This window comes from Enterobacter cloacae complex sp. 382A5 (assembly GCF_050031095.1).
GTDB classification, from domain to species: Bacteria; Pseudomonadota; Gammaproteobacteria; order Enterobacterales; family Enterobacteriaceae; genus Enterobacter; species Enterobacter cloacae.
On sequence record NZ_JBLGVK010000001.1, the window covers coordinates 901,434 to 925,450 of the forward strand.

The 24,017-nt window shown below is 56.1% G+C and carries 23 protein-coding genes and 1 tRNA gene; 18 read left to right on the forward strand and 6 right to left on the reverse strand.

Translation table 11 applies throughout. The features are described from left to right. Nucleotide 1 precedes the first annotated feature (1 nt). On the forward strand, nt 2-775 hold the full coding sequence (locus tag ACQG2G_RS04245; protein WP_013095685.1) for a class I SAM-dependent methyltransferase: 774 nt from the start codon (nt 2-4) through the stop codon (nt 773-775). Nucleotides 776-825: 50 nt separating this feature from the next. Here the strand turns inward: ACQG2G_RS04245 and mltD are convergent, their stop codons facing one another. Beyond that, the gene (gene mltD / locus ACQG2G_RS04250) at nt 826-2,190 is read right to left on the reverse strand and encodes a murein transglycosylase D (RefSeq protein WP_013095686.1); all 1,365 of its coding nucleotides are present in this window, start codon (nt 2,188-2,190) and stop codon (nt 826-828) included. Between the two features lie 68 nt (nt 2,191-2,258). Beyond that, on the reverse strand, nt 2,259-3,017 hold the full coding sequence (gene gloB / locus ACQG2G_RS04255; protein ID WP_248766790.1) for a hydroxyacylglutathione hydrolase: 759 nt from the start codon (nt 3,015-3,017) through the stop codon (nt 2,259-2,261). A 32-nt stretch (nt 3,018-3,049) separates the two neighbouring features. On the opposite strand from gloB, the gene ACQG2G_RS04260 reads away from it, so the two are divergent. Then, on the forward strand, nt 3,050-3,766 hold the full coding sequence (locus ACQG2G_RS04260) for a class I SAM-dependent methyltransferase (protein WP_013095688.1): 717 nt from the start codon (nt 3,050-3,052) through the stop codon (nt 3,764-3,766). On the opposite strand, the gene rnhA is transcribed toward ACQG2G_RS04260, so the two are convergent. Further along, complete coding sequence (gene rnhA, locus ACQG2G_RS04265; protein WP_013095689.1) at nt 3,767-4,234, reverse strand: ribonuclease HI; 468 nt, start codon at nt 4,232-4,234, stop codon at nt 3,767-3,769. Nucleotides 4,235-4,298: 64 nt separating this feature from the next. On the opposite strand from rnhA, the gene dnaQ reads away from it, so the two are divergent. The 9 genes from dnaQ (at nt 4,299) to ACQG2G_RS04310 (ending at nt 13,390) form a co-directional block, all read left to right on the forward strand. Further along, a complete protein-coding gene (gene dnaQ, locus ACQG2G_RS04270; RefSeq protein WP_013095690.1) occupies nt 4,299-5,030 on the forward strand; it encodes a DNA polymerase III subunit epsilon in 732 nt (243 codons plus the stop codon). Nucleotides 5,031-5,160: 130 nt separating this feature from the next. Then, nucleotides 5,161-5,237 (forward strand) — tRNA-Asp (locus ACQG2G_RS04275). 378 nt (nt 5,238-5,615) lie between these two features. Further along, entirely contained in the window at nt 5,616-6,335 is a 720-nt protein-coding gene (locus ACQG2G_RS04280) for a FadR/GntR family transcriptional regulator (RefSeq protein WP_013095718.1), read from the forward strand. After that, nucleotides 6,332-7,345 (forward strand): ABC transporter ATP-binding protein, encoded by a 1,014-nt coding sequence (locus ACQG2G_RS04285; RefSeq protein WP_020686305.1) that lies wholly within the window; start codon nt 6,332-6,334, stop codon nt 7,343-7,345. The genes ACQG2G_RS04280 and ACQG2G_RS04285 overlap by 4 nt, the downstream gene beginning before the upstream one ends. After that, nucleotides 7,342-8,424, forward strand: coding sequence for an ABC transporter ATP-binding protein (locus ACQG2G_RS04290; protein ID WP_061771818.1), 1,083 nt, complete (start codon nt 7,342-7,344; stop codon nt 8,422-8,424). Before ACQG2G_RS04285 ends, ACQG2G_RS04290 begins: the two co-directional genes overlap by 4 nt. 2 nt (nt 8,425-8,426) lie before the next feature. Further along, nucleotides 8,427-9,941, forward strand: coding sequence for an ABC transporter substrate-binding protein (locus ACQG2G_RS04295; RefSeq protein ID WP_013095721.1), 1,515 nt, complete (start codon nt 8,427-8,429; stop codon nt 9,939-9,941). A gap of 18 nt (nt 9,942-9,959) precedes the next feature. After that, nucleotides 9,960-10,901: an ABC transporter permease gene (locus ACQG2G_RS04300; RefSeq protein WP_061771817.1), complete on the forward strand. Its 942-nt coding sequence runs from the start codon at nt 9,960-9,962 to the stop codon at nt 10,899-10,901. 2 nt (nt 10,902-10,903) lie between these two features. Then, on the forward strand, nt 10,904-11,779 hold the full coding sequence (locus tag ACQG2G_RS04305; RefSeq protein WP_013095723.1) for an ABC transporter permease: 876 nt from the start codon (nt 10,904-10,906) through the stop codon (nt 11,777-11,779). A 9-nt stretch (nt 11,780-11,788) separates the two neighbouring features. Beyond that, a complete protein-coding gene (locus ACQG2G_RS04310) occupies nt 11,789-13,390 on the forward strand; it encodes a gamma-glutamyltransferase family protein (protein WP_020686309.1) in 1,602 nt (533 codons plus the stop codon). 51 nt (nt 13,391-13,441) lie between these two features. Here ACQG2G_RS04310 and ACQG2G_RS04315 read toward each other — a convergent pair whose 3' ends face one another. Both ACQG2G_RS04315 and fadE read right to left on the reverse strand, forming a co-directional pair. Further along, nucleotides 13,442-14,212 (reverse strand): amidohydrolase, encoded by a 771-nt coding sequence (locus tag ACQG2G_RS04315; protein WP_061771816.1) that lies wholly within the window; start codon nt 14,210-14,212, stop codon nt 13,442-13,444. A 107-nt stretch (nt 14,213-14,319) separates the two neighbouring features. After that, nucleotides 14,320-16,764 carry an acyl-CoA dehydrogenase FadE gene (gene fadE / locus ACQG2G_RS04320; protein ID WP_061771815.1) on the reverse strand — a complete coding sequence of 815 codons (2,445 nt, stop codon included), beginning with the start codon at nt 16,762-16,764 and terminating at the stop codon, nt 14,320-14,322. 239 nt (nt 16,765-17,003) lie between these two features. Here fadE and lpcA point away from each other — a divergent pair, with 239 nt between their 5' ends. Both lpcA and ACQG2G_RS04330 read left to right on the forward strand, forming a co-directional pair. Beyond that, a complete protein-coding gene (gene lpcA, locus ACQG2G_RS04325) occupies nt 17,004-17,582 on the forward strand; it encodes a D-sedoheptulose 7-phosphate isomerase (RefSeq protein ID WP_013095727.1) in 579 nt (192 codons plus the stop codon). 53 nt (nt 17,583-17,635) lie between these two features. Then, a complete protein-coding gene (locus ACQG2G_RS04330; RefSeq protein ID WP_013095728.1) occupies nt 17,636-18,403 on the forward strand; it encodes a class II glutamine amidotransferase in 768 nt (255 codons plus the stop codon). On the opposite strand, the gene dpaA is transcribed toward ACQG2G_RS04330, so the two are convergent. Next, the gene (dpaA, locus tag ACQG2G_RS04335) at nt 18,374-19,114 is read right to left on the reverse strand and encodes a peptidoglycan meso-diaminopimelic acid protein amidase (protein ID WP_013095729.1); all 741 of its coding nucleotides are present in this window, start codon (nt 19,112-19,114) and stop codon (nt 18,374-18,376) included. The two genes, ACQG2G_RS04330 and dpaA, sit on opposite strands and share 30 nt — an antisense overlap. 298 nt (nt 19,115-19,412) lie before the next feature. Here dpaA and ACQG2G_RS04340 point away from each other — a divergent pair, with 298 nt between their 5' ends. The 5 genes from ACQG2G_RS04340 to nqrE are packed head-to-tail and all read left to right on the forward strand — an operon-like array spanning nt 19,413 to nt 24,015. After that, nucleotides 19,413-20,756 carry a Na(+)-translocating NADH-quinone reductase subunit A gene (locus ACQG2G_RS04340; RefSeq protein WP_020686313.1) on the forward strand — a complete coding sequence of 448 codons (1,344 nt, stop codon included), beginning with the start codon at nt 19,413-19,415 and terminating at the stop codon, nt 20,754-20,756. A 2-nt stretch (nt 20,757-20,758) separates the two neighbouring features. Beyond that, nucleotides 20,759-21,994 carry an NADH:ubiquinone reductase (Na(+)-transporting) subunit B gene (locus tag ACQG2G_RS04345; RefSeq protein ID WP_013095731.1) on the forward strand — a complete coding sequence of 412 codons (1,236 nt, stop codon included), beginning with the start codon at nt 20,759-20,761 and terminating at the stop codon, nt 21,992-21,994. Further along, nucleotides 21,987-22,781, forward strand: a complete 795-nt coding sequence (locus tag ACQG2G_RS04350) for a Na(+)-translocating NADH-quinone reductase subunit C (protein WP_061771732.1) — start codon at nt 21,987-21,989, stop codon at nt 22,779-22,781. The genes ACQG2G_RS04345 and ACQG2G_RS04350 overlap by 8 nt, the downstream gene beginning before the upstream one ends. Beyond that, nucleotides 22,774-23,412 (forward strand): NADH:ubiquinone reductase (Na(+)-transporting) subunit D, encoded by a 639-nt coding sequence (locus ACQG2G_RS04355; RefSeq protein ID WP_013095733.1) that lies wholly within the window; start codon nt 22,774-22,776, stop codon nt 23,410-23,412. The genes ACQG2G_RS04350 and ACQG2G_RS04355 overlap by 8 nt, the downstream gene beginning before the upstream one ends. Nucleotides 23,413-23,418: 6 nt before the next feature. Continuing rightward, nucleotides 23,419-24,015 (forward strand): NADH:ubiquinone reductase (Na(+)-transporting) subunit E, encoded by a 597-nt coding sequence (nqrE, locus tag ACQG2G_RS04360; protein ID WP_013095734.1) that lies wholly within the window; start codon nt 23,419-23,421, stop codon nt 24,013-24,015. Nucleotides 24,016-24,017 lie beyond the last annotated feature (2 nt).

A 24,017-nucleotide genomic window follows, 5' to 3' on the forward strand; every position in this document is an offset into this window, starting at 1 on the left:
AATGACAACAACACACTCTCATCACGACAACGTCGAAAAACAGTTTGGTTCCCAGGCAAGCGCCTATCTGACCAGCGCCGTACATGCTTCTGGCCGCGATCTGGTGCGTCTCGGCGAGCGTCTCTCGGCGTTTCCGCAGGCGACGGTGCTGGATTTAGGCTGCGGAGCAGGGCATGCCAGCTTTACAGCAGCGCAGCATGTGGCTCAGGTTACGGCGTATGATTTATCCAGCCAGATGCTGGAGGTAGTGGCGGAGGCGGCAAAAGCCAAAGGGCTCAACAATGTCGATACGCGCCAGGGCTATGCCGAATCCTTACCTTTCGAAGAGGCGTCGTTTGACGTTGTTATCAGCCGTTACTCCGCGCACCACTGGCATGATGTCGGTCAGGCATTGCGGGAAGTCAAACGCGTGCTGAAGCCGGGTGGAACCGTCATCATTATGGACGTCATGTCCCCGGGTCACCCTGTACGGAACATCTGGCTGCAGACGGTTGAAGCGCTGCGTGACACCTCGCACGTGCAGGATTATTCCAGTGGGGAGTGGTTAACGTTTATCACTGAGGCCGGTTTAATTTCACGTTCACTGATAACCGATCGCTTACCGCTGGAATTTAGTTCGTGGATCGCCCGTATGCGCACCCCGGACGCGTTAAGCCAGGCCATCCGGTTGTATCAGGACAGTGCTTCCTCAGAGGTGAAGGCCTACTTTGAATTGCAGGATGACGGTTCGTTTACCAGCGATACCATCATGGTTGAAGCGCAAAAAGCGAAGTAAAAAAAAAGCACCGAGGGGAATCGGTGCCTTTTTATCTTTGTATCGTGTAATCAGGAGTCTGGCGTGGCGCTGTTTTTCACAAACAGTGTCAGCTGGTCGCCTGGTTGCAGATTGTCAGTATCATTATTCCAGCGCATCACATCCTTAATGTTCACGCCGTGTCGTTTTGCGATACTGGACAGTGAATCGCCTTTACGCACGCGATAGGTAATGCTATCGCTGTTATTGGCGAGACGCTGTGCGCTGCTACCCGCACCCACCGTCAGTGTCTGACCCACTCTCAGGCCTGAGCTGCGCAGGTTATTCCACTGCTGCAGATCTTTTGCTGTCACGCCAAGACGTGATGCAATGCCCGAAAGCGTATCACCGCTACGAACCTTATAGCTGCGGCTGTTGACTGATGATGCATCCGCAATCAGCGTTGACTGAACGGCGGCAATTTCACCAGACGCTAAAGACTCACGTAACTGTTCAGCATGTTTCTGCGGAACCATCACATACTGTGGGCCACTCGCCCCCAGCGTTGAGCCTTTAACACCCGCGTTAAAGGTTTTCAGTTTACTTACCGACATACCCGTCATATCGGCAACCTGTTGAATATCAACCGGGTTGCTGAGGCGAACGCGCGCCAGTGCACGACTTTCGTCTGGTGTTGGCAGTTGTACACCGTAACGCTTGCTGTTTTTGAGAATATCACTCAATGCCAGCATCTTCGGTACGTAAATCTTCGTTTCCTGTGGCAGTGAGAGCGACCAAAAATCGGTGGATTTACCCCGTGCTTTATTCGCTTTCATTGCCTTCAGTACACGACCTTCGCCACTATTATACGCCGCAACAGTTAACAACCAGTCGCCGTCAAACATCTTGTTCAGACGTTGCATCATGTCGAGAGCGGCTGTCGTGGAAGCGACAACATCGCGACGCGCATCATAGTTACGGGTCTGTTTCAAACCGTAATTTCGCCCGGTGCTCGGAATGATCTGCCAAATACCTGCGGCATTGGCGCCAGACGTCGCGTGTGGGTCAAAAGCGCTCTCCACTATGGGTAGGAGTACCAGCTCCATAGGCATGTTACGTTTCTTAACTTGCCCGGCTATCCAGTACATATACGGCTCTGCCCGTAACGTTACATCGTGGAGATAGCTCTTATTTCTTAAATACTTCTGTTTCTGTTCGCGAATCCGGCTGTTTTCCGGAATTCCCATCTTTAGCTCGTCGCCAATAGAGGTCCACAAGTTTTGATCCTGCGCGAAAGATGTCCCATCGTCCAACCAACGCGCTGAGCTTGTAAACTTCCCTGCTTCCCCTTGACCAGCTGCAGAAAGGCTCTGTGCGTGCTGTTGTACGTTGCTGCCGTTCTGCGACTGGCAACCAACAAGCAGGACAGAGGCGAGTAAGATCGCTTTTGCCTTCATGTGTGTGTCAATAGTTGCTTAAAAGACGAGCGATGATAACGGCGAAATTTTGAAAAGGCAACCCGCAATTATCTGAAGTTATCTTTCTTTGACCTTAACCATGCAAATCGCTGTTCTGGTTGTTGCAATTTTGTTTCTTGGTTAATTTTATTAATTAAATCAATGTCATCTGTTCTAAGAAATAAATTAATTTTACGCTCGTTTTTCAGAATTACGGGTAGTGTTTTTTGGTTTTTTGCACGTAACTCCTTCACTTTCTGATAGTAATCCTGAATCGCACGATCCTCAGGTAAAATGCTGGCAGAAAACTTCATATTTCCTAATGTATACTCATGCGCGCAACAAATTACAGTATCGTCAGGCAGGGCATTAATTTTTTGTAAAGATTGGTACATCTGGGTTGGCGTGCCTTCAAACAGTCTTCCACAGCCGCCAGAAAACAGCGTATCGCCACAAAACAGATAAGGTTTGCTGTAGAAACACAGATGTCCCAAAGTGTGACTTGGTGTAGCAAATACGGAAAACTCCCACTCACGTATGAGGATATTTTTGCCTTCTTCGACTACTTGCGTGATTCCCTTATCTTGTGCCTCTGCCGGTCCGTAAACCACCAGATGCGGGAACCGGGCGCGCAGCTCAGGCACACCGCCGGTATGATCGTGGTGATGGTGGGTCAGGAGGATGGCTTCAGGCTGCCAGCCACTCTCTTTTATTGCCTGCAGAACCGGGGCGGCCTCTCCGGGGTCGACAATGACGCATCGACGCGCGTCATCGACTAAAACCCAGATGTAATTGTCCTCAAAGGCAGGAATACTGATAAGATTCATACATTACCTCTTATAGCGTGGCGGGTGTTTTGATGAAACCGGCAAGGATACCTCAGACTGTCGCAGCACCGGAACGTTGGGCGGAATTGCCCTGGGGTGAATACTATCGCGAGGCATTAGAACTACAGCTTAAGCCCTGGCTCGCGAAAATGTATGGCTTTCACCTGCTTAAGATTGGCAATCTCAGCGCGGAAATCAATACCGAAAGCTGCGCTATCTCACATCAGGTCCATGTCTCTCTCGGCGGATCGCCCGTTCAGGTGAAGGCAGACCCTTTACATCTGCCGTTTGCGGAAAAGTCGGTTGATGCGTGCCTGCTGGCGCATACGATACCCTGGTGCAGCGATCCTCATCGCATGCTGCGTGAAGCCGATCGCGTGCTGATAGATGACGGCTGGCTGGTGATAAGCGGGTTTAATCCGCTGAGCCTGATGGGGCTACGCAAGCTGGTGCCCGTATTACGCCGCACTCCTCCTTATAACAGCCGGATGTTCACCATGATGCGCCAGCTGGACTGGCTTTCGCTGCTGAATTTTGAAGTGCTCAGCTACGGCGGATTTCAGGTACTGCCCTGGGCCAGAAAAGGGGGCGTTTTGCTGAGTACCCATTTGCCCGCATTAGGCTGCATGCAGTTTATCGTTGCGCGTAAGCGAACCATTCCCCTGACGCTTAACCCGATGAAGCAGAGCAAAACCAAAACGCCGATCCGCCAGACCGTGGGGGCCACGCGGCAGTACAGAAAACCGTAATCAGGATTCAGGCTGATAGCCCGCGTCCTCATGTGCCGGGTTAGCGGCCGCCGTCCGCGCCAGTTCATCGCAGCGCTCGTTTTCCGGGTGGCCGGCATGGCCTTTTACCCATTCCCACTTAATATTATGCTGGCCCAGTGCCGCATCCAGTCGTTTCCAGAGATCGACATTCTTGACGGGCTTCTTATCTGCCGTCTTCCAGCCGCGTTTTTTCCAGTTGTGGATCCACTGGGTGATCCCCTGGCGCACGTACTGGCTGTCGGTACTGAGCACCACGTCACAATGTTCTTTTAAGGCTTCCAGCGCCACGATGGCCGCCATCAACTCCATGCGGTTGTTGGTGGTCAGGAAATACCCTTCACTAAAAGTTTTTTCGTGCTGACGATAGCGCATAATCGCGCCATAGCCGCCAGGCCCTGGGTTACCGAGACAAGATCCATCGGTGAAAATTTCTACCTGTTTACGCATCTCTGGTAGACTTCCTGTATTTGAAACGTTCAGTTAAACGATAAGTCTGACATAAATGACCGCTATGAGCACTGCAATTACTCGCCAGATTGTTCTTGATACCGAAACCACTGGTATGAACCAGATCGGCGCGCACTACGAAGGGCACAAAATCATTGAGATCGGTGCTGTTGAAGTGGTGAACCGTCGTCTGACGGGGAACAACTTCCACGTCTATCTCAAACCCGATCGGCTGGTGGATCCAGAAGCGTTCGGCGTTCATGGTATTGCCGATGAGTTCTTGCTGGATAAACCGACCTTCGCGGAGGTGGCGGACGAATTTCTGGACTACATCAAAGGCGCAGAGCTCGTCATTCACAACGCCTCGTTCGATATCGGCTTTATGGACTACGAGTTTAGTAAGCTCCAGCGCGATATCCCCAAAACGAACACCTTCTGCAAGGTCACTGACAGCCTGGCGCTGGCCAGGAAGATGTTCCCCGGCAAGCGTAACAGCCTCGATGCGCTCTGTTCACGTTATGAAATAGACAACACCAAGCGAACGCTGCACGGGGCATTGCTCGATGCCCAGATCCTGGCGGATGTCTATCTGGCGATGACCGGCGGTCAAACGTCAATGAAGTTCAGCATGGAGAATGAATCTCAGCAGACGCAGGGCGAAGCGGGAATTCAGCGTGTTGTTCGTCAGGCCAGCCGCTTGCGGGTTGTTTTAGCGAGTGATGAAGAGCTTCTCAACCACGAATCTCGTCTGGATCTGGTCCAGAAGAAGGGCGGAAGCTGTATGTGGCGTGCGTAAGGCATGCCAGAATGCCTGTAAAATCACCGTTCGGGTGATTTTTGCAGCAAACGATTCAAAACGTGAGAAAAAGCGTTGACGAGTTCAGAGGCAAACCGTAATATGCGCCTCGTTCCCAAGGGAACACAGCGGAGCGGTAGTTCAGTCGGTTAGAATACCTGCCTGTCACGCAGGGGGTCGCGGGTTCGAGTCCCGTCCGTTCCGCCACTATTCAAAAGGCCTGAATCAGAAATGATTCAGGCCTTTGTCGTTTGGACATCCTCTTCATATCACACTTCCTTTTTGTTAATCAAAAGTTATATTTTATGGTGCAATTAATTAACATTTGCACAACTTAAGTGCATAATTCGCACTAGGTTTGTGCATTCTTTCACCGTGTTATCTTTTGCCTTCCCGTCAGATTGTGTCTAGTTGTAAATATAATTATCACAAAATCATTCATTTGCCTGTGTTGTTCATAAAAGCTCATGAACCAATATTATATTGGTTCGTTTATTGCTTAATCATTAGCACGATAAGTAGCGCCTCATATCAATAACTTATCGTTAATAACAATAAAGTCATGATGAAAGCGAGCGAACCAATATGGAAAAACCGTCACGGTTTCTGGCAAATTCCAGCACCGCGCTTGAACAATTGCGCGGTCTTATTCACCAGCACGAGTCAACACCAGGCCTTCCGCTGCCCACGGAACGTGAGCTGTCGGAAACTCTCGGCGTAGGACGACGTGAAGTACGTCGTGCGCTGGATGTGCTGGAAGAAGAGGGGCGGATCTGGCGTAAGCAGGGCAAAGGCACTTTTATTGGTCCTGCTGCGCCTGTGGAACCGCTGGCCCTTCAGGGATTGGTTCAGCAAACCAACCTTCTGGAAGTGATGGAAGCTCGTCTACAGCTCGAACCCGGCTTAGCCCGGCTTGCGGCACTGCGTGCCACCAGGGAAAACCTCGCGCTCATGCAGCGCATGCTGGAACGCATCGATAAGGTCAGCCCGGACGACCGCGATCTGAATGAACTGTGGGACAGCGCCTTTCACCGCGCCATTGCGGAGGCCGCAGGCAATCGCCTGATGCTCGGTCTTTTTGATGCCATTGATGCCGTCAGGCGTGAGCCAGGCTGGCAGCATTTGCGTGAGCTTGCCCGAACCCCCGAACGGGTCGATGTCTACAACGACCATCATCATAAAATCATGTCCGCGATTATCCATCGCCAGCCCAACGAAGCAGCGGCCGCCATGCGCGAACATCTGCTTAGCCTGCAAAACGCCCTGATACAGGCGATCCACCTTGAGGACGACATCACGCTATGACGACGATTCCGTTTAAGGAAGCCACTCCGGTACTGCGCCTGCAAAACCTCAACGTTAAGTTCGCCGGATCGCCGGTGAGTGTGCTTGACGGTATCTCGCTGACGGTCAAAGCGGGTGAAACGCTGGCGCTGGTGGGGGAGTCCGGCTGCGGGAAAAGTATCACCTCCTTAGCGCTGATGGGGCTATTACCCGCCAGCGCGCAGATTGTCAGCGGCGATATGCAGTTTCGTCGCCACGATCTGCGAAAGCTCTCCCCGCGGGAATATGCCGATCTCCGCGGTAACGAGCTGGCGATGATTTTCCAGGAGCCGATGACGTCGCTCAACCCCGCCTTTACCCTTGGGGACCAGCTCAGCGAAGCGGTTATGCGCCATCAGAACGTTTCGCGTGCACAGGCGATGAATACCGCGCTGCAAATCCTGGAGAAGGTGCAGATCCCGGCGGCAGAGATGCGTTTGAAAGCGTATCCGCACCAGCTTTCCGGCGGCATGCGCCAGCGCGTGATGATTGCGATGGCGCTGATTAACCATCCGCGTTTGTTGATTGCCGACGAGCCGACCACCGCGCTGGACGTCACCATTCAGGCGCAAATCCTCGCACTGCTCAACACCTTAAAAGAGGAGACCGGTACGGCGGTGCTGATGATCACCCATGATTTAGGCGTGGTGGCGGAAGTGGCGCAGCAGGTGGCGGTGATGTATGCCGGGCAGGTGGTGGAGCAGGGGAGCGTCGAGGCCATCTTTGCCGATCCGCAGCACCCGTACACCATTGGTCTGATGGGCTCTATTCCGTCCGCGGGCGCGCGTAAAGGGCCGCTCGCCACCATTCCCGGCGCGGTTCCCCTGGCGGAATCCATGCCGAAAGGTTGCCGCTTCGCGACCCGCTGCCCCTTCGCGCAAACGCGCTGCCATAACGAAAAACCGTCGCTCACGGCGCAAGGGGCTGACCATCTGGTCGCCTGCTTCCGCGTGCCGCTGGAACAACACATTGCGCTGGGAGAGATTGCATGACCACGCCCATTCTTGAAGCCCGTGACCTGAGCAAGCGCTTCCCCGGCCCGAAGAAGCTTCTTACTCCAGCCCGCTTTGTGACGGCGGTGGATCGCGTCTCCCTCTCCGTGATGCCCGGCGAAACGCTGGCGATTGTCGGGGAGTCCGGGTCCGGCAAATCCACGCTCGGCCGTCTGCTGCTGCGTTTGCTGGCTGCCAGCGAAGGACGCGTGTTTTATCAGGGGGAAGAGATCACACACGCCTCAGGAGCTCGTCTCAACCAGCTGCGCCGGGAATTACAGATTATTTTTCAGGATCCTTTTGCGTCGCTAAACCCGCGCATGACGGTTGAGCAGATTGTGGGTGAGCCGCTGTGGCTGCATCAGGAAATGAAAAAAGCCGATCGTCACTATCGCGTTGCGGAACTGCTTAAAACCGTGGGTCTGCCTGCCGCCTGGGCGGCGCGTTTTCCGCACGAGTTTTCAGGTGGGCAACGCCAGCGCATTGGTATTGCGCGTGCGCTGGCCTCCGGGCCAAAACTGCTGCTGGGTGACGAGCCCGTCTCGGCGCTGGATGTTTCCGTGCAGGCGCAGGTGATCAATCTGCTGGAAAGCCTGAAGCATCAGCTGGGGCTAACGATGGTGATTGTTGCCCACGGCCTGGCGGTCATCCGCCATATGAGCGACCGCGTGGCAGTGATGTATCTCGGGCAGATCGTTGAGCTTGCCAGCGTCGACGAGATCTTTGACGCGCCTCTCCATCCTTACACCCAGGCGCTCATCGCCTCTGCACCGCAGATGCAGCCGGGCGCCCGACGCGCAGCCCCGTTGCTGCAAGGGGATTTACCGAACCCGGCCGATCCCCCGTCCGGGTGCCGATTCCATACCCGTTGTCCGTATGCCACGGATGAATGTCGCCTTGCCGAGCCCATTAACCAGGTGCTGGAAGGCGGACGCCAGATTGCCTGCCACCGCTGGCAGGAGATTAACCGCGATCGCAGTGTTATCCAGATAGCACCGCCGTCTGCCGCCTTTCTGCGCCGCCGCGCGCTGTTTGAACACGCGGCCTCTCACTCCTCCCTTCCTTCAAGGAACTCATGATAATGACAATGCGTAATTCTCTTTTGACCGTACTGGGAAGTGTTATGTTGCTCGGCGCGGCGCTGCCCGCCCAGGCTGAAAGCGTGCTGCGAGTAGGTCTGGGTGCAGACCCGGATATGCTCGATCCGCATCTGGCGCGCACCTATTATGGCCGCTTCGTTTTTGCCTCCCTGTGCGACAGGCTGGTGGATGTGGACGAAAACCTGAAAGTGGTGCCGGGTCTGGCGAAAGAGTGGACCTGGAGCGAGGATGGCAAAACCCTGACCTTCAATTTGCGTGAGGGCGTCACCTTCCATGACGGCGAAAAATTCGATGCGGCAGCGGCAAAATACAACCTCGACCGGGCGCTGACCTTAAAAGGCTCTCTGCGTAAAAGTGAAATATCGTCCGTGGAGTCCGTTGAGGTCACCGGCCCGATGCAGATCGCCCTGCACCTGAAAACCCCCGATGCTGCCCTGTTAATGCAGCTCACCGACCGCGCCGGGGCGATGATGGCCCCCGAAGCGGCGAAAAAGCCGGACTTTGCCGCCCATCCCGTCTGCTCCGGTCCTTATAAATTCGACAGCCGCGTCTCCCAGGACCGCATTGTTCTGACTCGTTTCGACAACTACTGGAATAAAGACGCTTACCACTTCGACAAGATCATCTACCTGCCGATCCCGGATGCCTCCGTGCGTCTGGCGAACCTGCGCGCGGGCGATCTCGATCTGACCGAGGGCATTGCTGCCAGCGACGTTAAAACCGTCGAAGCCGACAGCAAGCTGGCGCTGGCGAAGGTGACCGGCCTCGGGTATCAGGGCATCACCTTCAATATCAATAATGGCAAGGTGCCAGCGAACGATCCGTTCAAGGACGCCCGCGTGCGTGAAGCGTTCTCTCAGGCCATTGACCGCGATGCGCTCAATCAGGTGGTCTTTGAAGGACTCTATACGCCTGCCAACCAGCCGTTTTCGACGGTAAGCCCGTATCACGTCAACCTGCCGGTGCCCCCGCGTGACGTCGACAAGGCGAAAGCGCTGCTTAAAGCCGCAGGCGTCGCGACGCCGCTGAATGTGAATCTGCTGGTGCCGAACAACCCAACCTCGCAGCAGGTCGGCCAGGTATTGCAGGCGATGGTGGCTGAGGCGGGCTTTACCCTGAATCTGCAGATGACCGAGTTCGCCACGCTGCTCGATCGCCAGCAGAGCGGTGATTACCAGCTGAGCTTCTCCGGCTGGTCAGGACGCCCGGACCCGGATGGCAGCATCTACGGTTTTATCCACAGCAAAGGGACGCTTAACGACGGCCGTTACAGCAATGCGCAGGTCGATGAGTGGCTGACCCAGGCGCGTCTCAGCAACGATAAAGCCGTTCGCCAGCCGCTGTACGACAAGGTAGTGAAGCAGCTGCAAACCGACATGCCTGTTGCCTACCTCTACTTCGAGCCGCGCATTTTCGGCCTGAACAAAAGCGTGCAGGGCTTTAAGCCGTACCCGGACGGCATCGTGCGTCTGGCCGGTGTGACGCTGGCGAAATAACCGTCCCGAGGAGAGACCATGCTGGAACTGATTTGCAAACGGCTGCTGCTGGCCATTCCGACGCTATTGCTGGTGAGTATGATGGTGTTCGGGCTGCAGAAGCTGCTGCCCGGCGATCCGCTCATCGCCATAGCGGGCGAAGAGCGCGATCCGGCGGTGATCGCCCAGCTGCGCGCTGAGCTCAATCTGGATGCGCCCATCCCGGTGCAGTATTTCCACTGGCTGACGCGCGCGCTGCAGGGCGATCTAGGGGTCTCCTTACGCACGCACGAACCGGTGACCGAGCTTATCGCCAGCAAACTGCCGGTCACGCTGGAGCTGTCGCTGCTGGCGATGATCATCGCCCTGGTGTTCGGCATCAGCATGGGGATCCTCGCGGCGGTGAACAAAAACAGCTGGGTCGATCACGGGGCGAACTTTGTGGCGATCTCCGGGATCTCGATACCGCACTTCTGGCTCGGGATCCTGCTGATACTGGTCTTTTCGGTCAATCTGCAGTGGCTGCCAGCGTCCGGGTTTGTGCCGTTTAGTGAAGATCCGGTGCAGAACCTGCGGACGTTGCTGCTGCCTGCCGCCGTGCTCGGCACCGGGCTGGCGGCCACGCTGATGCGCCATACCCGCGCCTCCATGATCGCCGTGCTCAAAGCTGACTACATCCGCACCGCGCGGGCCAAAGGGCTGCTGCCAAAAGCCGTCATTATCAAGCATGCGTTTCGCAACGCGCTGGTACCGGTGATCACGCTTACCACGCTGCTGTTCGGCGAGCTGCTGGGCGGCGCGGTGCTGACCGAGCAGGTCTTCACCATTCCGGGATTTGGCAAAATGATCGTCGACTCGGTGTTTAACCGCGACTACGCGGTGGTGCAGGGCGTGGTGCTGATCGTGGCGATTGGCTTCCTGCTGCTGAACCTGCTGGCCGATGTGCTGTACGTTCTCATCAATCCGAAAATGCGAGGTTAACCATGGCGGAACTGACAACTCAAACCGTTGCGCCGGTTCTGCCCCGCGCGCAGAACCGGGTGCTGAAAAAATTTCTCGCCAATAAAAGCGCGGTGATCGGCGCGGTGATTGTGGGCTTCTTTGTGCTGGTGGCGCTGCTGGCGCCGTGGATCGCGCCGTTCGATCCGGTGAAGGCGAATTTCCTCGCGGTGCGTAAAGCGCCCTCGGCGATGTACTGGTTCGGTACCGACGAGCTGGGGCGCGATATTTTATCCCGCATTATCTGGGGAGCCAGAACCTCGCTGATGGCGGGGTGTATGTCGGTAGTCATCGCCGTGGTCATCGGCGTGCCGCTGGGGCTGGTGGCTGGTTACTTTCAGAAGATGTGGGATGGGGTGATCTCACGCGTTATCGAAGCGCTGCTGGCCTGTCCGTTTCTGATCATGGCGATCGCCCTCGGGGCGTTTTTAGGGCCAAGCCTGACCAACGCCATGATCGCCATTGGCCTTTCCGCGATGCCGATCTTCGCCCGTCTCACGCGCGGCCAGGTGATCGCCATTCGCAACGAAGAGTACATCGACGGCGCGCGGGCAATTGGCCTGCCGGATCGCTGGATCATCATCAAATATGTCCTGCCGAACGTCATGTCACCCATTCTGGTGCAGGCCACGCTGGCCATTGCCTCGGCGATTATCGCCGAAGCCAGTCTCTCGTTTCTGGGTCTGGGGCAGCAGCCGCCAAACCCCTCCTGGGGCTCAATGCTTAACACCGCCAAAGGCTTCCTTGAGCAGGCGCCCTGGATGTCCGTCTTCCCCGGCGTGGCGATTTTCCTTGCCGTGCAGGGCTTTAATTTACTCGGCGACGGGCTGCGCGATGCGCTCGATCCGCGCCACGACTAAGGAGTCATGATGACCAAAGCGCTTGATTTTACGTCCGGTTACGCTTCACGACGCCCGCCGATGATGGGCCATAACGCGGTAGCCACCTCGCAGCCGCTGGCGGCGCAGGCGGGGATGAAGATGCTGCAGCTGGGCGGCAACGCCGTTGATGCGGCTGTCGCCACCGCGATGGCGCTGACGGTGGTTGAACCCACCGGTAACGGGATTGGCAGCGATGCCTTCGCCATCGTCTGGGATGGTGAAAAGCTCCACGGCCTGAACGCCTCTGGCCGTTCGCCTGCGAGCTGGCATGCAGATCTGTTCGCTGGCAAAACGGCGATGCCGGAAATCGGCTGGGATGCGGTAACCGTGCCCGGTGCGGTATCGGGCTGGGTGGCGCTGGCGGAACGTTTTGGCACGCTGCCGCTGACCACGCTGGCGCAGCCTGCCATTGAGTATGCGCGTAACGGTTTCCCGGTCTCGCCGCTGATTGGCCATCTCTGGCAGCGCGGTTATAACAAGCTCAAAGACCAGCCGGGCTTTAGCGCCTGCTTCGCACCGGAAGGCCGCGCCCCGCGCGTAGGGGAGATCTTTCGTAACCCGGCGCAGGCGAACTCGCTGGAGCTGATTGCAAAAACCAACGGCGAGGCGTTTTACCGGGGCGAGCTGGCGCAGAAAATTGCCGCCTTCGCCAAAGCGCACGGCGCACATCTGACGGCTGAGGATCTGGCGAACCATCGTGTGGACTGGGTGGATCTGTTGTCGCGTGACTTTGCCGGCGGTTCGGTGCAGGAGCTGCCGCCGAACGGGCAGGGGATCGCCACGTTGATTGCGCTCGGCATTCTGGAGCAGTGCGGCATTGAGCACCATCATCCGGACTCCGTGCAATCCCTGCATTTATCCATTGAGGCGATGAAGCTGGCGCTGGCGGATCTCGACCGCTACGTGGCGGATGAAGCGCACATGGAGTTTGCGGCTAAAGAGCTGCTGAGCGACCATTATCTGAAATCGCGCGCGGCGCTTATCGACCCTGATAAAGCCTCGGATTTTGAGTACGGTTCGCCGACGCAGAGCGGCACGGTCTACATCAGCACCGCGGATGCCAGCGGGATGATGGTTTCGTTTATCCAGTCCAACTATATGGGCTTTGGTTCAGGGATTGTGGTACCGGATACCGGCATCAGCCTGCAAAACCGCGGCTGCGGATTTGTGCTGGATCCGAAGCACCCGAACGCGCTGGCGGGCAGCAAGCGTCCGTTCCACACCATCATTCCGGGTTTTGCGATGGACGGCAACGGCCAGCCGCTGATGTCTTTTGGTGTGATGGGTGGGCCAATGCAGGCGCAAGGGCATATGCAGATGGCGCTGCGGATCATGCTGCACGGGCAAAACCCGCAGGCGGCAATCGACGCCCCGCGCTGGCGCGTGGTGCAGGGCCGGGAGGTGATCGTCGAATCGACGTTCGATCGCAACACCATTGCTGCCCTGCGTGAACGTGGCCACCACATCGTCGTGGAAGATCCGCTCCAGGAGTATAACTTTGGCGGTGCGCAGGTGATTTACCGGATGCCGGAAGGGCACTACGTGGCCGCGACGGAGAGCCGCAAAGACGGGCAGGCGCTGGTGAGTTGATCTTTTATCCTCCCTCTCCCTTTGGGAGAGGGTTGGGGTGAGGGGAAAATGTCACCCAATACTAAACGGATCCGCATCCTGCCACGCCGGAAACTTCTCGCGATACTCCTTTAGCGCCGTCAACGACAGCTCGGCATCAATGCGCGTCGCCTGATGCGGTTCGGCGGTGGCGATGATCTCGCCCTGCGGATTCACCACCCGGCTATCGCCCCGGTAGTGATGTCCGTTGCCGTCTGTTCCCACGCGGTTACACCCCACCACGTACGCCTGGTTTTCAATTGCGCGTGCCACCAGCAGCGACTGCCAGTGCAGGGAGCGCGGCGCAGGCCAGTTGGCGACATACAGCGCCAGGTCGTAATCGTTGCGGTTGCGCGACCAGACCGGGAAGCGCAGGTCGTAGCAGACCAGCGGCAGAATACGCCAGCCGCGCCATTCAAACACCACACGTTCATGACCTGCTTCGTAGTGATGATGCTCATCGGCCATGCGGAACAGGTGGCGCTTATCGTAAAAATGGACCTTCCCCTCCGGCTCAACCAGCAGGAAGCGGTTCACCGGGCCGCGTTCCGTTTGCAGGGCGGCACTCCCGGCGATTAGCGCGTTGGTCTGCTGCGCTTTGGCGTGCATCCAGGCGACCACCTCATCCTGCGGCATCGACTGTTGTGCGGCTTCCATCGCGAAGCCCGTGGTGAACATCTCCGGCAGGACAATCACATCGCGCCCGGTAATGCCTTCCAGTTGACGATCAAAGTGGCGCAGGTTGGCAGGGCCATCCATCCACACTAAAGGTTGCTGCAAAATAGAAATCTTCAGACCAGGCACAATTCAGACTCCTCAAACGACCCTTTTTGACACTGTAGCACGACATAAAGAGAAAAGATGGCAATAAAAAACCCCGCACGTGGCGGGGTTTTTCAGGACGAAACGCGTTAAGCGGCTTCAGGTTTGCGGTGTTTCTCCGGCAGCTTTACCGGCTGTGTCGCCAGCTCATCCGGTTCGAAATCATCGACGTTAATGCTGCGCAGACGGCTCTCTTCGGCTTTCACCAGGAGTGCGGCTTCGCTGTTGTCAATGATGCCACCCGCCAGCGCCTGTTTCGCCAGTTCATCCAGGCGGGTAAACGGCAGGTTTTTGCCCAGCTGTTTACAGATCTTCTGGTGAATCGGGTCGGCGGTCATCACGTCCAGCAGCGCCTCTTCCAGCAGACCCACCGGGTTATGTGGCGTTGGCGCCAGATACTGACCGCGGCCGATACGTGAGCGGGTTGCGCTCGGTACCTGCAGGATCTTCGCCACTTTATGATCCAGCTTGTCAGACGGCGCCAGATGATGACGACCGGTCGGGAAGATCGCCACGCGCAGGGCACCTGCCACCAGACGGTTAGGGAAGTTCACCAGCAGATCGTCAATCGCCTGCTCGGCCTGATACAGCGCATCCTGCACCCCCCAGTGCACCAGCGGCAGATCCGCTTCCTGACGGCCTTCGTCGTCGTAGCGTTTCAGTACCGCAGAAGCCAGGTAGAGCTGGCTCAGCACATCACCCAGACGGGCAGAGATGCGCTCGCGACGCTTCAGGCTACCGCCCAGCACTGCCATGGAGACGTCGGACAGCAGCGCCAGGTTGGCGCTCAGCCGGTTCAGATGCTGGTAATAACGTTTTGTCGCATCATGGGTTGGCGTGGCGCTGGTCAGCCCGCGGGTCAGACCCAGCCAGAAGCTGCGCACTTTATTGCTGCCTACATGACCGATGTGTTTGAACAGCAGCTTGTCGAAGGCATCCACGTCGTTGTTCTGCGCGGCGGCCATCTCTTCCAGCACGTACGGATGGCAGCGAATCGCCCCCTGGCCGAAGATCATCATGCTGCGGGTCAGGATGTTTGCCCCTTCTACGGTGATGGCGATCGGTGCGCCCTGATAGCCACGCGCCAGGAAGTTGCCTTCGCCGAGCATAATGCCTTTACCACCTGCGATATCCATTGCATCAATGATCGACTGCTGTGCGCGGTGGGTGCAGTGGTACTTCACAATCGCGGACAGTACGGCCGGTTTTTCACCCAGCATAATGCCGTAGGTAATTAACGACGCGGCGGCATCCATCACGTAGGCGTTGCCTGCGATACGCGCCAGCGGCTCTTCGATCCCTTCCATCTTGCCGATGGAGATTTTGAACTGACGACGGATGTGCGCGTAGGCACCAATCCCCATCGCCACCGATTTCAGCCCGCCGGTTGAGTTCGACGGCAGAGTAATGCCGCGACCAACGGACAGACATTCCACCAGCATACGCCAGCCCTGACCGGCCATTTTCGGCCCACCGATGATGTAATCAATCGGGACAAAGATATCCTGACCGCGGGTCGGACCGTTCTGGAACGGCACGTTCAGCGGGAAGTGGCGACGACCAATTTCAACGCCCGGGGTAGAGGTGGGGATCAGCGCACAGGTAATGCCCAGATCTTCTTCACCACCCAGCAGTTTTTCCGGGTCGGAGAGTTTAAACGCCAGGCCCAGCACGGTAGCGACAGGCGCGAGCGTAATGTAGCGTTTGTTCCAGGTCAGGCGCATACCCAGCACCTGTTCGCCCTGCCATTCGCCCATGCAGACCACACCGGTATCCGGGATGGCGCCTGCATCGGAACCCGCTTCCGGGCTGGTCAGTGCGAAGCATGGAATTTCCTGACCGCGTGCCAGACGCGGCAGATAGTGATCTTTCTGCTCTTTTGTACCGTAATGCTGCAGCAGTTCGCCCGGGCCTAAGGAGTTAGGTACGCCCACGGTGATCGCCAGGATCCCGGAGACGCCAGCCAGTTTTTGCAGCACGCGAGCCTGAGCGTACGCGGAGAATTCCAGACCGCCATACTCTTTTTTGATGATCATCGCGAAGAAGCGATGCTCTTTCAGGTATGCCCACAGTTCCGGCGGCAGGTCGGCCATTTCATGGGTGATGGCAAAGTCATTGGCCATACGGCAGGCTTCTTCTACCGGGCCGTCAATAAAGGCTTGTTCTTCCGCTGTCAGACGCGGTTGCGGGTAGTTATGCAGTTTTTTCCAGTCCGGGTTGCCCTGGAACAGATCGCCTTCCCACCAGGTGGTACCGGCGTCAATCGCTTCTTTCTCGGTGCGCGACATCGGTGGCATCACTTTGCGGAAACCTTTGAATACCGGCGCGGAGATCATCGACTTACGCATCGGGGCAAAGTTAAACGGCAGAAGGATGATGGCCAGCGGCACTAAAAGCCAGATATTCCAGAGACCTGCGACGCCAAGCGCAGCCGTCCAGGCCAGAAGAATCAGGCTGCTCAGGAATAAACTTACACGGTGATAGAACAGCACACCGAGCAGGACAACGGTTGCGAGAATGCTCAAAATCATCATAAAGAAAAGCTCCCTTGCTTGTAGGAGGTCTGACCACTTGTGATGATATGGTTGTAGTTGATGTTATTTCCTTTAGCAATGTGTTTACAAAATAATTACAACCTGGTTCACATTGTTCGTTTGTTTGCCGGCACGAAAACACAAAACGTCAGACGATTCGCATGCCTTTAGCTTCTCGCTTTTATTGCTATCCGGTACACTCCACTGTGTTATCTCATCAATACTGAAGGATTATCCTCATGTACCAGGATCTTATTCGTAACGAACTGAACGAAGCGGCGGAAACGCTGGCTAACTTTCTGAAAGATGATGCCAATATTCACGCTATTCAGCGCGCGGCGGTCCTGCTGGCCGACAGTTTCAAAGCCGGTGGCAAAGTGCTCTCCTGCGGTAACGGGGGGTCCCACTGCGACGCTATGCACTTCGCAGAAGAGCTGACCGGGCGTTATCGTGAAAACCGTCCGGGCTACCCGGCGATTGCGATCTCCGACGTGAGCCACATCTCCTGCGTGGGCAACGATTTCGGTTACGACTACATCTTCTCCCGCTACGTTGAAGCGGTTGGTCGTGAAGGTGACGTGCTGCTGGGTATCTCCACTTCGGGCAACTCTGGTAACGTGATCAAAGCGATTGCGGCGGCGCGTGAAAAAGGGATGAAAGTCATCACCCTGACGGGCAAAGATGGCGGTAAGATGGACGGTACCGCGGACGTTGAAATCCGTGTTCCGCACTTCGGTTATGCTGACCGCATTCAGGAAATTCACATCAAAGTGATCCACATCCTGATCCAGCTGATCGAAAAAGAGATGGTTAAGTAAGGCTTCGCTGGGGGGCACCGGTGCCCCCCGCAGTTGTGGAGTGGAGGTAATCTATGTGCGAACTGCTCGGGATGAGCGCCAATGTGCCAACCGATATCTGCTTTAGTTTCACCGGGCTGGTACAGCGCGGTGGGGGAACCGGGCCGCATAAAGACGGCTGGGGTATCACCTTCTACGAAGGCAAAGGGTGTCGCACGTTCAAGGATCCACAACCCAGCTTTAACTCACCGATTGCCAAACTGGTGCAGGATTACCCCATTAAATCCTGCTCGGTAATCGCCCATATTCGTCAGGCAAACCGCGGCGAAGTGGCGCTCGAAAACACCCATCCGTTTACCCGTGAGCTGTGGGGCCGTAACTGGACCTACGCGCATAACGGGCAACTTACGGGCTATAAGTCGCTGGAGACCGGTAATTTTCGCCCGGTTGGCGAAACCGACAGCGAAAAAGCCTTTTGCTGGCTGCTGCATAAGCTAACAGAGCGTTATCCGCGCACCCCTGGCAACATGGCTGCGGTATTTAAATACATTGCGTCGCTGGCGTCTGAACTGCGCGAGAAGGGCGTGTTTAACATGCTGTTGTCTGACGGGCGCTATGTGATGGCGTTCTGCTCGACGAACCTGTTCTGGATCACCCGCCGTGCACCGTTTGGCGTGGCAAAACTGCTCGATCAGGATGTGGAAATTGATTTTCAGAAAGAGACCACACCAAATGATGTGGTCACTGTTATCGCCACGCAGCCGCTGACCGGCAACGAGACCTGGCAGAAGATTATGCCAGGCGAGTGGGTATTATTTTGTCTCGGGGACCGTGTAATTTGATGCCAGCTGTGGGTGGACAACTTCGTGGCTTAGTGGTTTGCTGACCACATAACGGCCATCCACAACCGAGACGACAGGCGGCTTGTGCGTCTGCTCGAAATAGTCATAGCCCGGTTTTAGCTGTTTCCAGAAATCCGCGTAGTAAGAGTACTTGTGACGCGCCATGTTGGCATCGGTCATGCGGAACGGATAGATGCTGACCTGAACGTTTGGCTGACCAAAGACCAGTGCGCCCGTGACAAACTGGAAAATCTCATCAATGCCGGAATCGGTCATCGCGTAACAGCCGATGGACACACAGGCACCGTGGATCATCAGATATTTACCTTCGTAACCGTGCGCACGGTCAAAGGCATTCGGGAAGCCGATATTAATCGCTTTATAGAAACGGCTATCCGGTTTTAGCTGGTTACGCTGAACGTTGTAAAACCCTTCCGGGCTTTTGAAATCGCCCTGACGCTGTTTTGGCCCCAGACCACCGGAGTAGTTACAAATCTTGTAGCTGTCGAGCAGCTGATATGTCTCACCCATTTTTACAAACAGGTCGAGTGTGCGTTCTTCCTTGAAGATTTGAATATAAACGGGGGATCCCATTAGCTGCTGTTTATATTCTTTGCTCACAGGCGTGGTTGAACTGTTGCTGCTGAGCAGCCCGGCAAACGACACGCACGGAATCAGGAGCATCGCAATGAACAATGCGATTTTACGCATACTACAAGTTCCTTGATAAAACTAAGACCAACTTGCCAGAACGGCAAAAGAGACCCGAAATCAGATTAATCTGTTAGGAGCGCTCACATTAGCACCGCTATAGATTTTCGCAAGAGCGGAGCTGTTAGTTTACAAATTAGTTTTACTTTATAACCCATCAAAATCGCGCTGGCTCCAGGAACTTTGCGTATCAGTTCGCAATTTGACACCTGCAGCGGCGTTTTATCTGCCCGGAAAACGCCGGAAATGGTACACTTCACGCCCTCAGAATAGTTGTTCACGGAAACTTGCTAACCACATGTTTAAAATAAGAAAAGGACTTGACCTGCCCATCGCAGGCGTGCCCGAACAGCACGTTTCGGCAGGCGCAAGCGTTCGCCATGTTGCCATTCTGGGCGACGATTACGTGGGGATGCGCCCCTCAATGCTGGTCCAGCAGGACGATCGCGTCATTAAAGGGCAGGCGCTCTTCGAAGATAAAAAAAATCCCGGCGTGATGTTTACCGCCCCTGCCAGCGGCACCGTTGTGGCGATCAACCGTGGCGAACGTCGCGTGTTGCAGTCGGTAGTTATCCGCATTGAAGGGGATGAACAGCGTGAGTTTGCCCATTATGAGGCCGCAGACCTCGCGGCGTTGAGCCGTGAAACCGTTCAGGCGCAACTGCTGGACGCCGGTTTGTGGACCGCATTTCGCACACGCCCTTTCAGCAAAACGCCTGTGCCTGGCACGGTTCCGGCCGCTATCTTCGTTACGGCAATCGACACCAACCCACTCAGTGCAGACCCGCAGCCGGTTATTCTGGCACAACGTCAGGCTTTTGATGCCGGGCTGACCGTTCTCACGCGGCTGACGCCCGGGAAAGTCCACGTGTGCCAGGCCAGTGCCGGTAAACTTGGCGGCCATCCGCAGGGACAGGTGACGTTTAATGAATTTGCAGGCCCGCATCCGGCGGGGCTGGCGGGAACGCATATTCACTTCCTTGAGCCGGTCAGCCTGACAAAACAGGTCTGGCACCTTAACTATCAGGACGTGATTGCCATCGGCAAACTCTTTACCACCGGTAAGCTCTGCACAGAGCGAGTGATCGCGATTGGCGGGCCGCAGGCGGCAAACCCGCGCCTGGTGACAACGCTGTTGGGTGCGGATATCAATGAACTGCTGGACGACGAAACCAAAGCGGGTGAAAACCGTCTGATTTCCGGTTCGGTACTCAGCGGCCGTCATGCCGTTGGGCCGCAGGCCTATCTGGGGCGCTTCCATCTGCAGGTGAGCATTGTGCTGGAAGGGCGTGAGAAAGAGCTCTTCGGCTGGGTGCTGCCAGGTGCAGAAAAGTATTCCGTCACCCGCACCACGCTCGGCCACTTCCTGCGTCATAAGCTGTTCAACTTCTCCACCAGCACAAACGGCGGTGAGCGTGCCATGGTGCCGATTGGCAACTACGAGCGTGTAATGCCGCTCGATATTCTGCCCACCGTGCTGCTGCGCGATCTGCTTGCCGGGGACACCGACAGCGCCCAGGCGCTGGGTTGCCTGGAGCTGGACGAAGAAGATCTGGCGCTCTGTACCTATGTCTGTCCGGGAAAATACGAATATGGACCGGTATTGCGCGAGGTGTTAACCCGCATTGAGCAGGAAGGATAACCATGGGCTTAAAACACCTCTTTGAAAAAATAGAGCCGCATTTTACCGAGGGTAAACTGAAGAAGTACTACCCGCTGTATGAAGCGACGACGACCATTTTCTACACGCCAGGTCTGGTGACGAAAGGCGCGGCGCACGTTCGTGACGCCATCGACCTGAAGCGAATGATGATTCTGGTCTGGTTTGCCGTCTTCCCGGCAATGTTCTGGGGCATGTACAACGTGGGGCTGCAGACCATTCCGGCGCTGCATCATCTGTACGATGCTCAGCAACTGGCGCAGGTGATCCAGTCTGACTGGCATTACCGTCTGGCACAGTCGCTTGGCGTAAGTTTTGCCCCAGACGCGGGCTGGATCAGCATGATGACGCTGGGGGCGGTGTTCTTCCTGCCGATCTACATCACGGTATTTATCGTGGGTGGGTTCTGGGAAGTGCTGTTTGCCATTATTCGTAAACATGAGATCAACGAAGGCTTCTTTGTTACTTCCATTCTGTTTGCCCTGATTGTCCCGCCAACGTTACCGCTCTGGCAGGCCGCGCTGGGGATCAGCTTTGGTGTGGTCATCGCGAAAGAGATCTTCGGGGGAACCGGGCGTAACTTCCTCAACCCTGCGCTGGCAGGGCGTGCGTTCCTGTTCTTTGCCTATCCGGCACAAATTTCCGGCGATCTGGTCTGGACCGCTGCGGACGGCTTCTCTGGGGCGACACCGCTTTCACAATGGGCGGCGCACGGCGGTGAAACGCTGGTGAACAATGCGACAGGCCAACCCGTGACCTGGTTTGATGCGTTTATGGGCAACATCCCGGGCTCCATTGGGGAGGTCTCCACGCTGATGATTTTGATTGGCGGGGCGATCATCCTGTTTGGTCGCGTGGCCTCCTGGCGGATTGTCGCCGGTGTCATGATCGGCATGGTGCTGACTGCCACACTGTTCAACCTTATCGGTTCCGCCACCAACCCGATGTTCTCCATGCCCTGGTACTGGCATCTGGTGCTGGGCGGTTTCGCCTTCGGCATGATGTTCATGGCTACCGATCCGGTTTCAGCTTCCTTTACTGACAGAGGGAAATGGAGCTATGGCGTGCTCATCGGGGTGATGTGTGTCCTGATTCGTGTGGTCAACCCGGCCTATCCGGAAGGGATGATGTTGGCCATTCTGTTTGCCAACCTGTTTGCACCACTGTTCGATTATCTGGTCGTGCGCGCCAACATTAAGCGGAGGAAGGCACGTGGCTGAAATCAAAAATAACGACAGCATCGGCAAAACGCTGCTGGTGGTGCTGGTCCTGTGTCTGGTCTGTTCCATTGTGGTGGCTGGTTCTGCCGTGGGGTTAAAGCCGCGACAGCAGGAGCAGCGCGCGCTGGATAAACAGCGCAACATCCTGGCCGTCGCCGGGCTGATGCAGGAAGGGATGAGTGCAGACGATGTGTCGGCCGTCTTTGCTGAGCGCATTACCGCGCGTCTGGTGGATTTAAAAACGGGTCAACTGCTGGATAAAGATCCGGCGAAATATAACCAGGCGCTGGCATTAAAAGACCCGCAGATGAGCATGACGCTGGGCGCATCTCAGGATCCGGCGGGTATTAAGCGTCGCAGCAATCTGGCTGAAATCTACCTCGTACGTGATGAGCAAAAACAGGTGCAGGAAGTGGTACTGCCCATCTACGGCAACGGCCTGTGGTCAATGATGTACGCCTTCGTGGCGCTTGATACGGATGGCCGCACCGTGAAAGGCATCACCTACTATGACCAGGGTGAAACGCCGGGGCTTGGTGGTGAAGTGGAGAACCCTAACTGGCGCGCGCAGTTTGTCGGGAAGAAAGTGCTCGACGACAGCGGAGCGCCTGCGCTGAAGGTGATGAAAGGGTCTGCGCGTCCTGACGATGTCTATGCTGTTGACGGCCTATCCGGGGCCACGCTCACCTCCAAAGGGGTGCAGCACAGTTTTGATTTCTGGATGGGCGAACTCGGTTTTGGTCCTTTCCTGAAAAATGTACGTGAAGGAGCGCTGAACCATGGCTGATACGGGTGAATTGAAAGAAGTTAAAAAGGTGCTGATTGGCCCACTTTTAGCCAATAACCCGATAACGCTGCAGGTGCTGGGTGTGTGTTCAGCCCTGGCGGTGACCACCAAGCTGGAAACGGCGGTGGTGATGACGTTGGCAGTAACGCTGGTTACCGCGTTTTCCAGCATGTTTATCTCGATGATCCGCCACCATATCCCCAACAGCGTGAGGATCATCGTGCAGATGGCGATCATCGCCTCGCTGGTGATCGTGGTCGATCAGCTGCTGCGAGCCTTTGCCTATGAAATATCGAAACAGCTTTCGGTATTTGTGGGCCTGATTATCACCAACTGTATCGTGATGGGACGTGCAGAAGGCTATGCCATGAAAATGCCCCCGCTGGCGAGCTTTATGGACGGCATCGGCAACGGCCTCGGCTACGGTGTGATCCTGCTGTCCGTAGGGTTCCTGCGTGAGTTGATTGGCAGCGGTAAGCTGTTTGGCATCACGGTGCTGGACACGGTACAGAACGGCGGCTGGTATCTGCCAAACGGCCTGTTCCTGCTGGCTCCAAGCGCATTTTTCATTATCGGTTTGCTGATCTGGCTAATTCGTACCCTGAAGCCAGAACAGCAGGAAAAGGAGTAACCGACAATGGCTCATTACCTGAGTTTATTTGTGCGCGCGGTGTTTGTTGAAAACATGGCGCTCGCGTTCTTCCTCGGCATGTGTACGTTCCTTGCCGTGTCCAAAAAGGTATCGACAGCATTTGGCCTGGGCATAGCGGTTACCGTGGTGCTTGGCCTGTCGGTGCCGATCAACAACCTGGTGTACAACTTTGTCCTGCGCGACAGCGCGCTGGTGGAGGGGGTGGATCTCAGCTTCCTGAACTTCATCACCTTTATCGGTGTGATTGCGGCGCTGGTGCAAATCCTTGAGATGATCCTTGATAAGTATTTCCCGTCACTCTACAACGCACTGGGGATCTTCCTGCCGTTGATTGCGGTGAACTGCGCCATCTTCGGTGGCGTCTCGTTTATGGTTCAGCGTGATTACAACTTCAGCGAATCAATTGTGTATGGTTTCGGCTCCGGGATCGGCTGGATGCTGGCTATCGTCACCATGGCGGGGATCCGCGAAAAAATGAAATATGCCAACGTGCCTGCAGGCCTGCGTGGCTTAGGGATCACCTTTATCACCACCGGTCTCATGGCGCTGGGCTTTATGTCCTTCTCCGGTGTGCAGCTATAAGG

What these genes read in the sequence shown, in the direction of transcription:
- ACQG2G_RS04295 (WP_013095721.1), top strand. Translation starts at nt 8,427, where the DNA reads ATGACAATGCGTAATTCTCTTTTGACCGTACTGGGAAGTGTTATGTTG.
- ACQG2G_RS04340 (WP_020686313.1), top strand. Translation starts at nt 19,413, where the DNA reads ATGTTTAAAATAAGAAAAGGACTTGACCTGCCCATCGCAGGCGTGCCC.
- ACQG2G_RS04280 (WP_013095718.1), top strand. Translation starts at nt 5,616, where the DNA reads ATGGAAAAACCGTCACGGTTTCTGGCAAATTCCAGCACCGCGCTTGAA.
- rnhA (WP_013095689.1), bottom strand. Translation starts at nt 4,234, where the DNA reads ATGCGTAAACAGGTAGAAATTTTCACCGATGGATCTTGTCTCGGTAAC.
- ACQG2G_RS04300 (WP_061771817.1), top strand. Translation starts at nt 9,960, where the DNA reads ATGCTGGAACTGATTTGCAAACGGCTGCTGCTGGCCATTCCGACGCTA.
- mltD (WP_013095686.1), bottom strand. Translation starts at nt 2,190, where the DNA reads ATGAAGGCAAAAGCGATCTTACTCGCCTCTGTCCTGCTTGTTGGTTGC.
- ACQG2G_RS04330 (WP_013095728.1), top strand. Translation starts at nt 17,636, where the DNA reads ATGTGCGAACTGCTCGGGATGAGCGCCAATGTGCCAACCGATATCTGC.
- ACQG2G_RS04305 (WP_013095723.1), top strand. Translation starts at nt 10,904, where the DNA reads ATGGCGGAACTGACAACTCAAACCGTTGCGCCGGTTCTGCCCCGCGCG.
- fadE (WP_061771815.1), bottom strand. Translation starts at nt 16,764, where the DNA reads ATGATGATTTTGAGCATTCTCGCAACCGTTGTCCTGCTCGGTGTGCTG.
- ACQG2G_RS04285 (WP_020686305.1), top strand. Translation starts at nt 6,332, where the DNA reads ATGACGACGATTCCGTTTAAGGAAGCCACTCCGGTACTGCGCCTGCAA.
- ACQG2G_RS04355 (WP_013095733.1), top strand. Translation starts at nt 22,774, where the DNA reads ATGGCTGATACGGGTGAATTGAAAGAAGTTAAAAAGGTGCTGATTGGC.
- nqrE (WP_013095734.1), top strand. Translation starts at nt 23,419, where the DNA reads ATGGCTCATTACCTGAGTTTATTTGTGCGCGCGGTGTTTGTTGAAAAC.
- ACQG2G_RS04310 (WP_020686309.1), top strand. Translation starts at nt 11,789, where the DNA reads ATGACCAAAGCGCTTGATTTTACGTCCGGTTACGCTTCACGACGCCCG.
- ACQG2G_RS04345 (WP_013095731.1), top strand. Translation starts at nt 20,759, where the DNA reads ATGGGCTTAAAACACCTCTTTGAAAAAATAGAGCCGCATTTTACCGAG.
- ACQG2G_RS04260 (WP_013095688.1), top strand. Translation starts at nt 3,050, where the DNA reads ATGAAACCGGCAAGGATACCTCAGACTGTCGCAGCACCGGAACGTTGG.
- dnaQ (WP_013095690.1), top strand. Translation starts at nt 4,299, where the DNA reads ATGAGCACTGCAATTACTCGCCAGATTGTTCTTGATACCGAAACCACT.
- dpaA (WP_013095729.1), bottom strand. Translation starts at nt 19,114, where the DNA reads ATGCGTAAAATCGCATTGTTCATTGCGATGCTCCTGATTCCGTGCGTG.
- ACQG2G_RS04245 (WP_013095685.1), top strand. Translation starts at nt 2, where the DNA reads ATGACAACAACACACTCTCATCACGACAACGTCGAAAAACAGTTTGGT.
- gloB (WP_248766790.1), bottom strand. Translation starts at nt 3,017, where the DNA reads ATGAATCTTATCAGTATTCCTGCCTTTGAGGACAATTACATCTGGGTT.
- lpcA (WP_013095727.1), top strand. Translation starts at nt 17,004, where the DNA reads ATGTACCAGGATCTTATTCGTAACGAACTGAACGAAGCGGCGGAAACG.
- ACQG2G_RS04290 (WP_061771818.1), top strand. Translation starts at nt 7,342, where the DNA reads ATGACCACGCCCATTCTTGAAGCCCGTGACCTGAGCAAGCGCTTCCCC.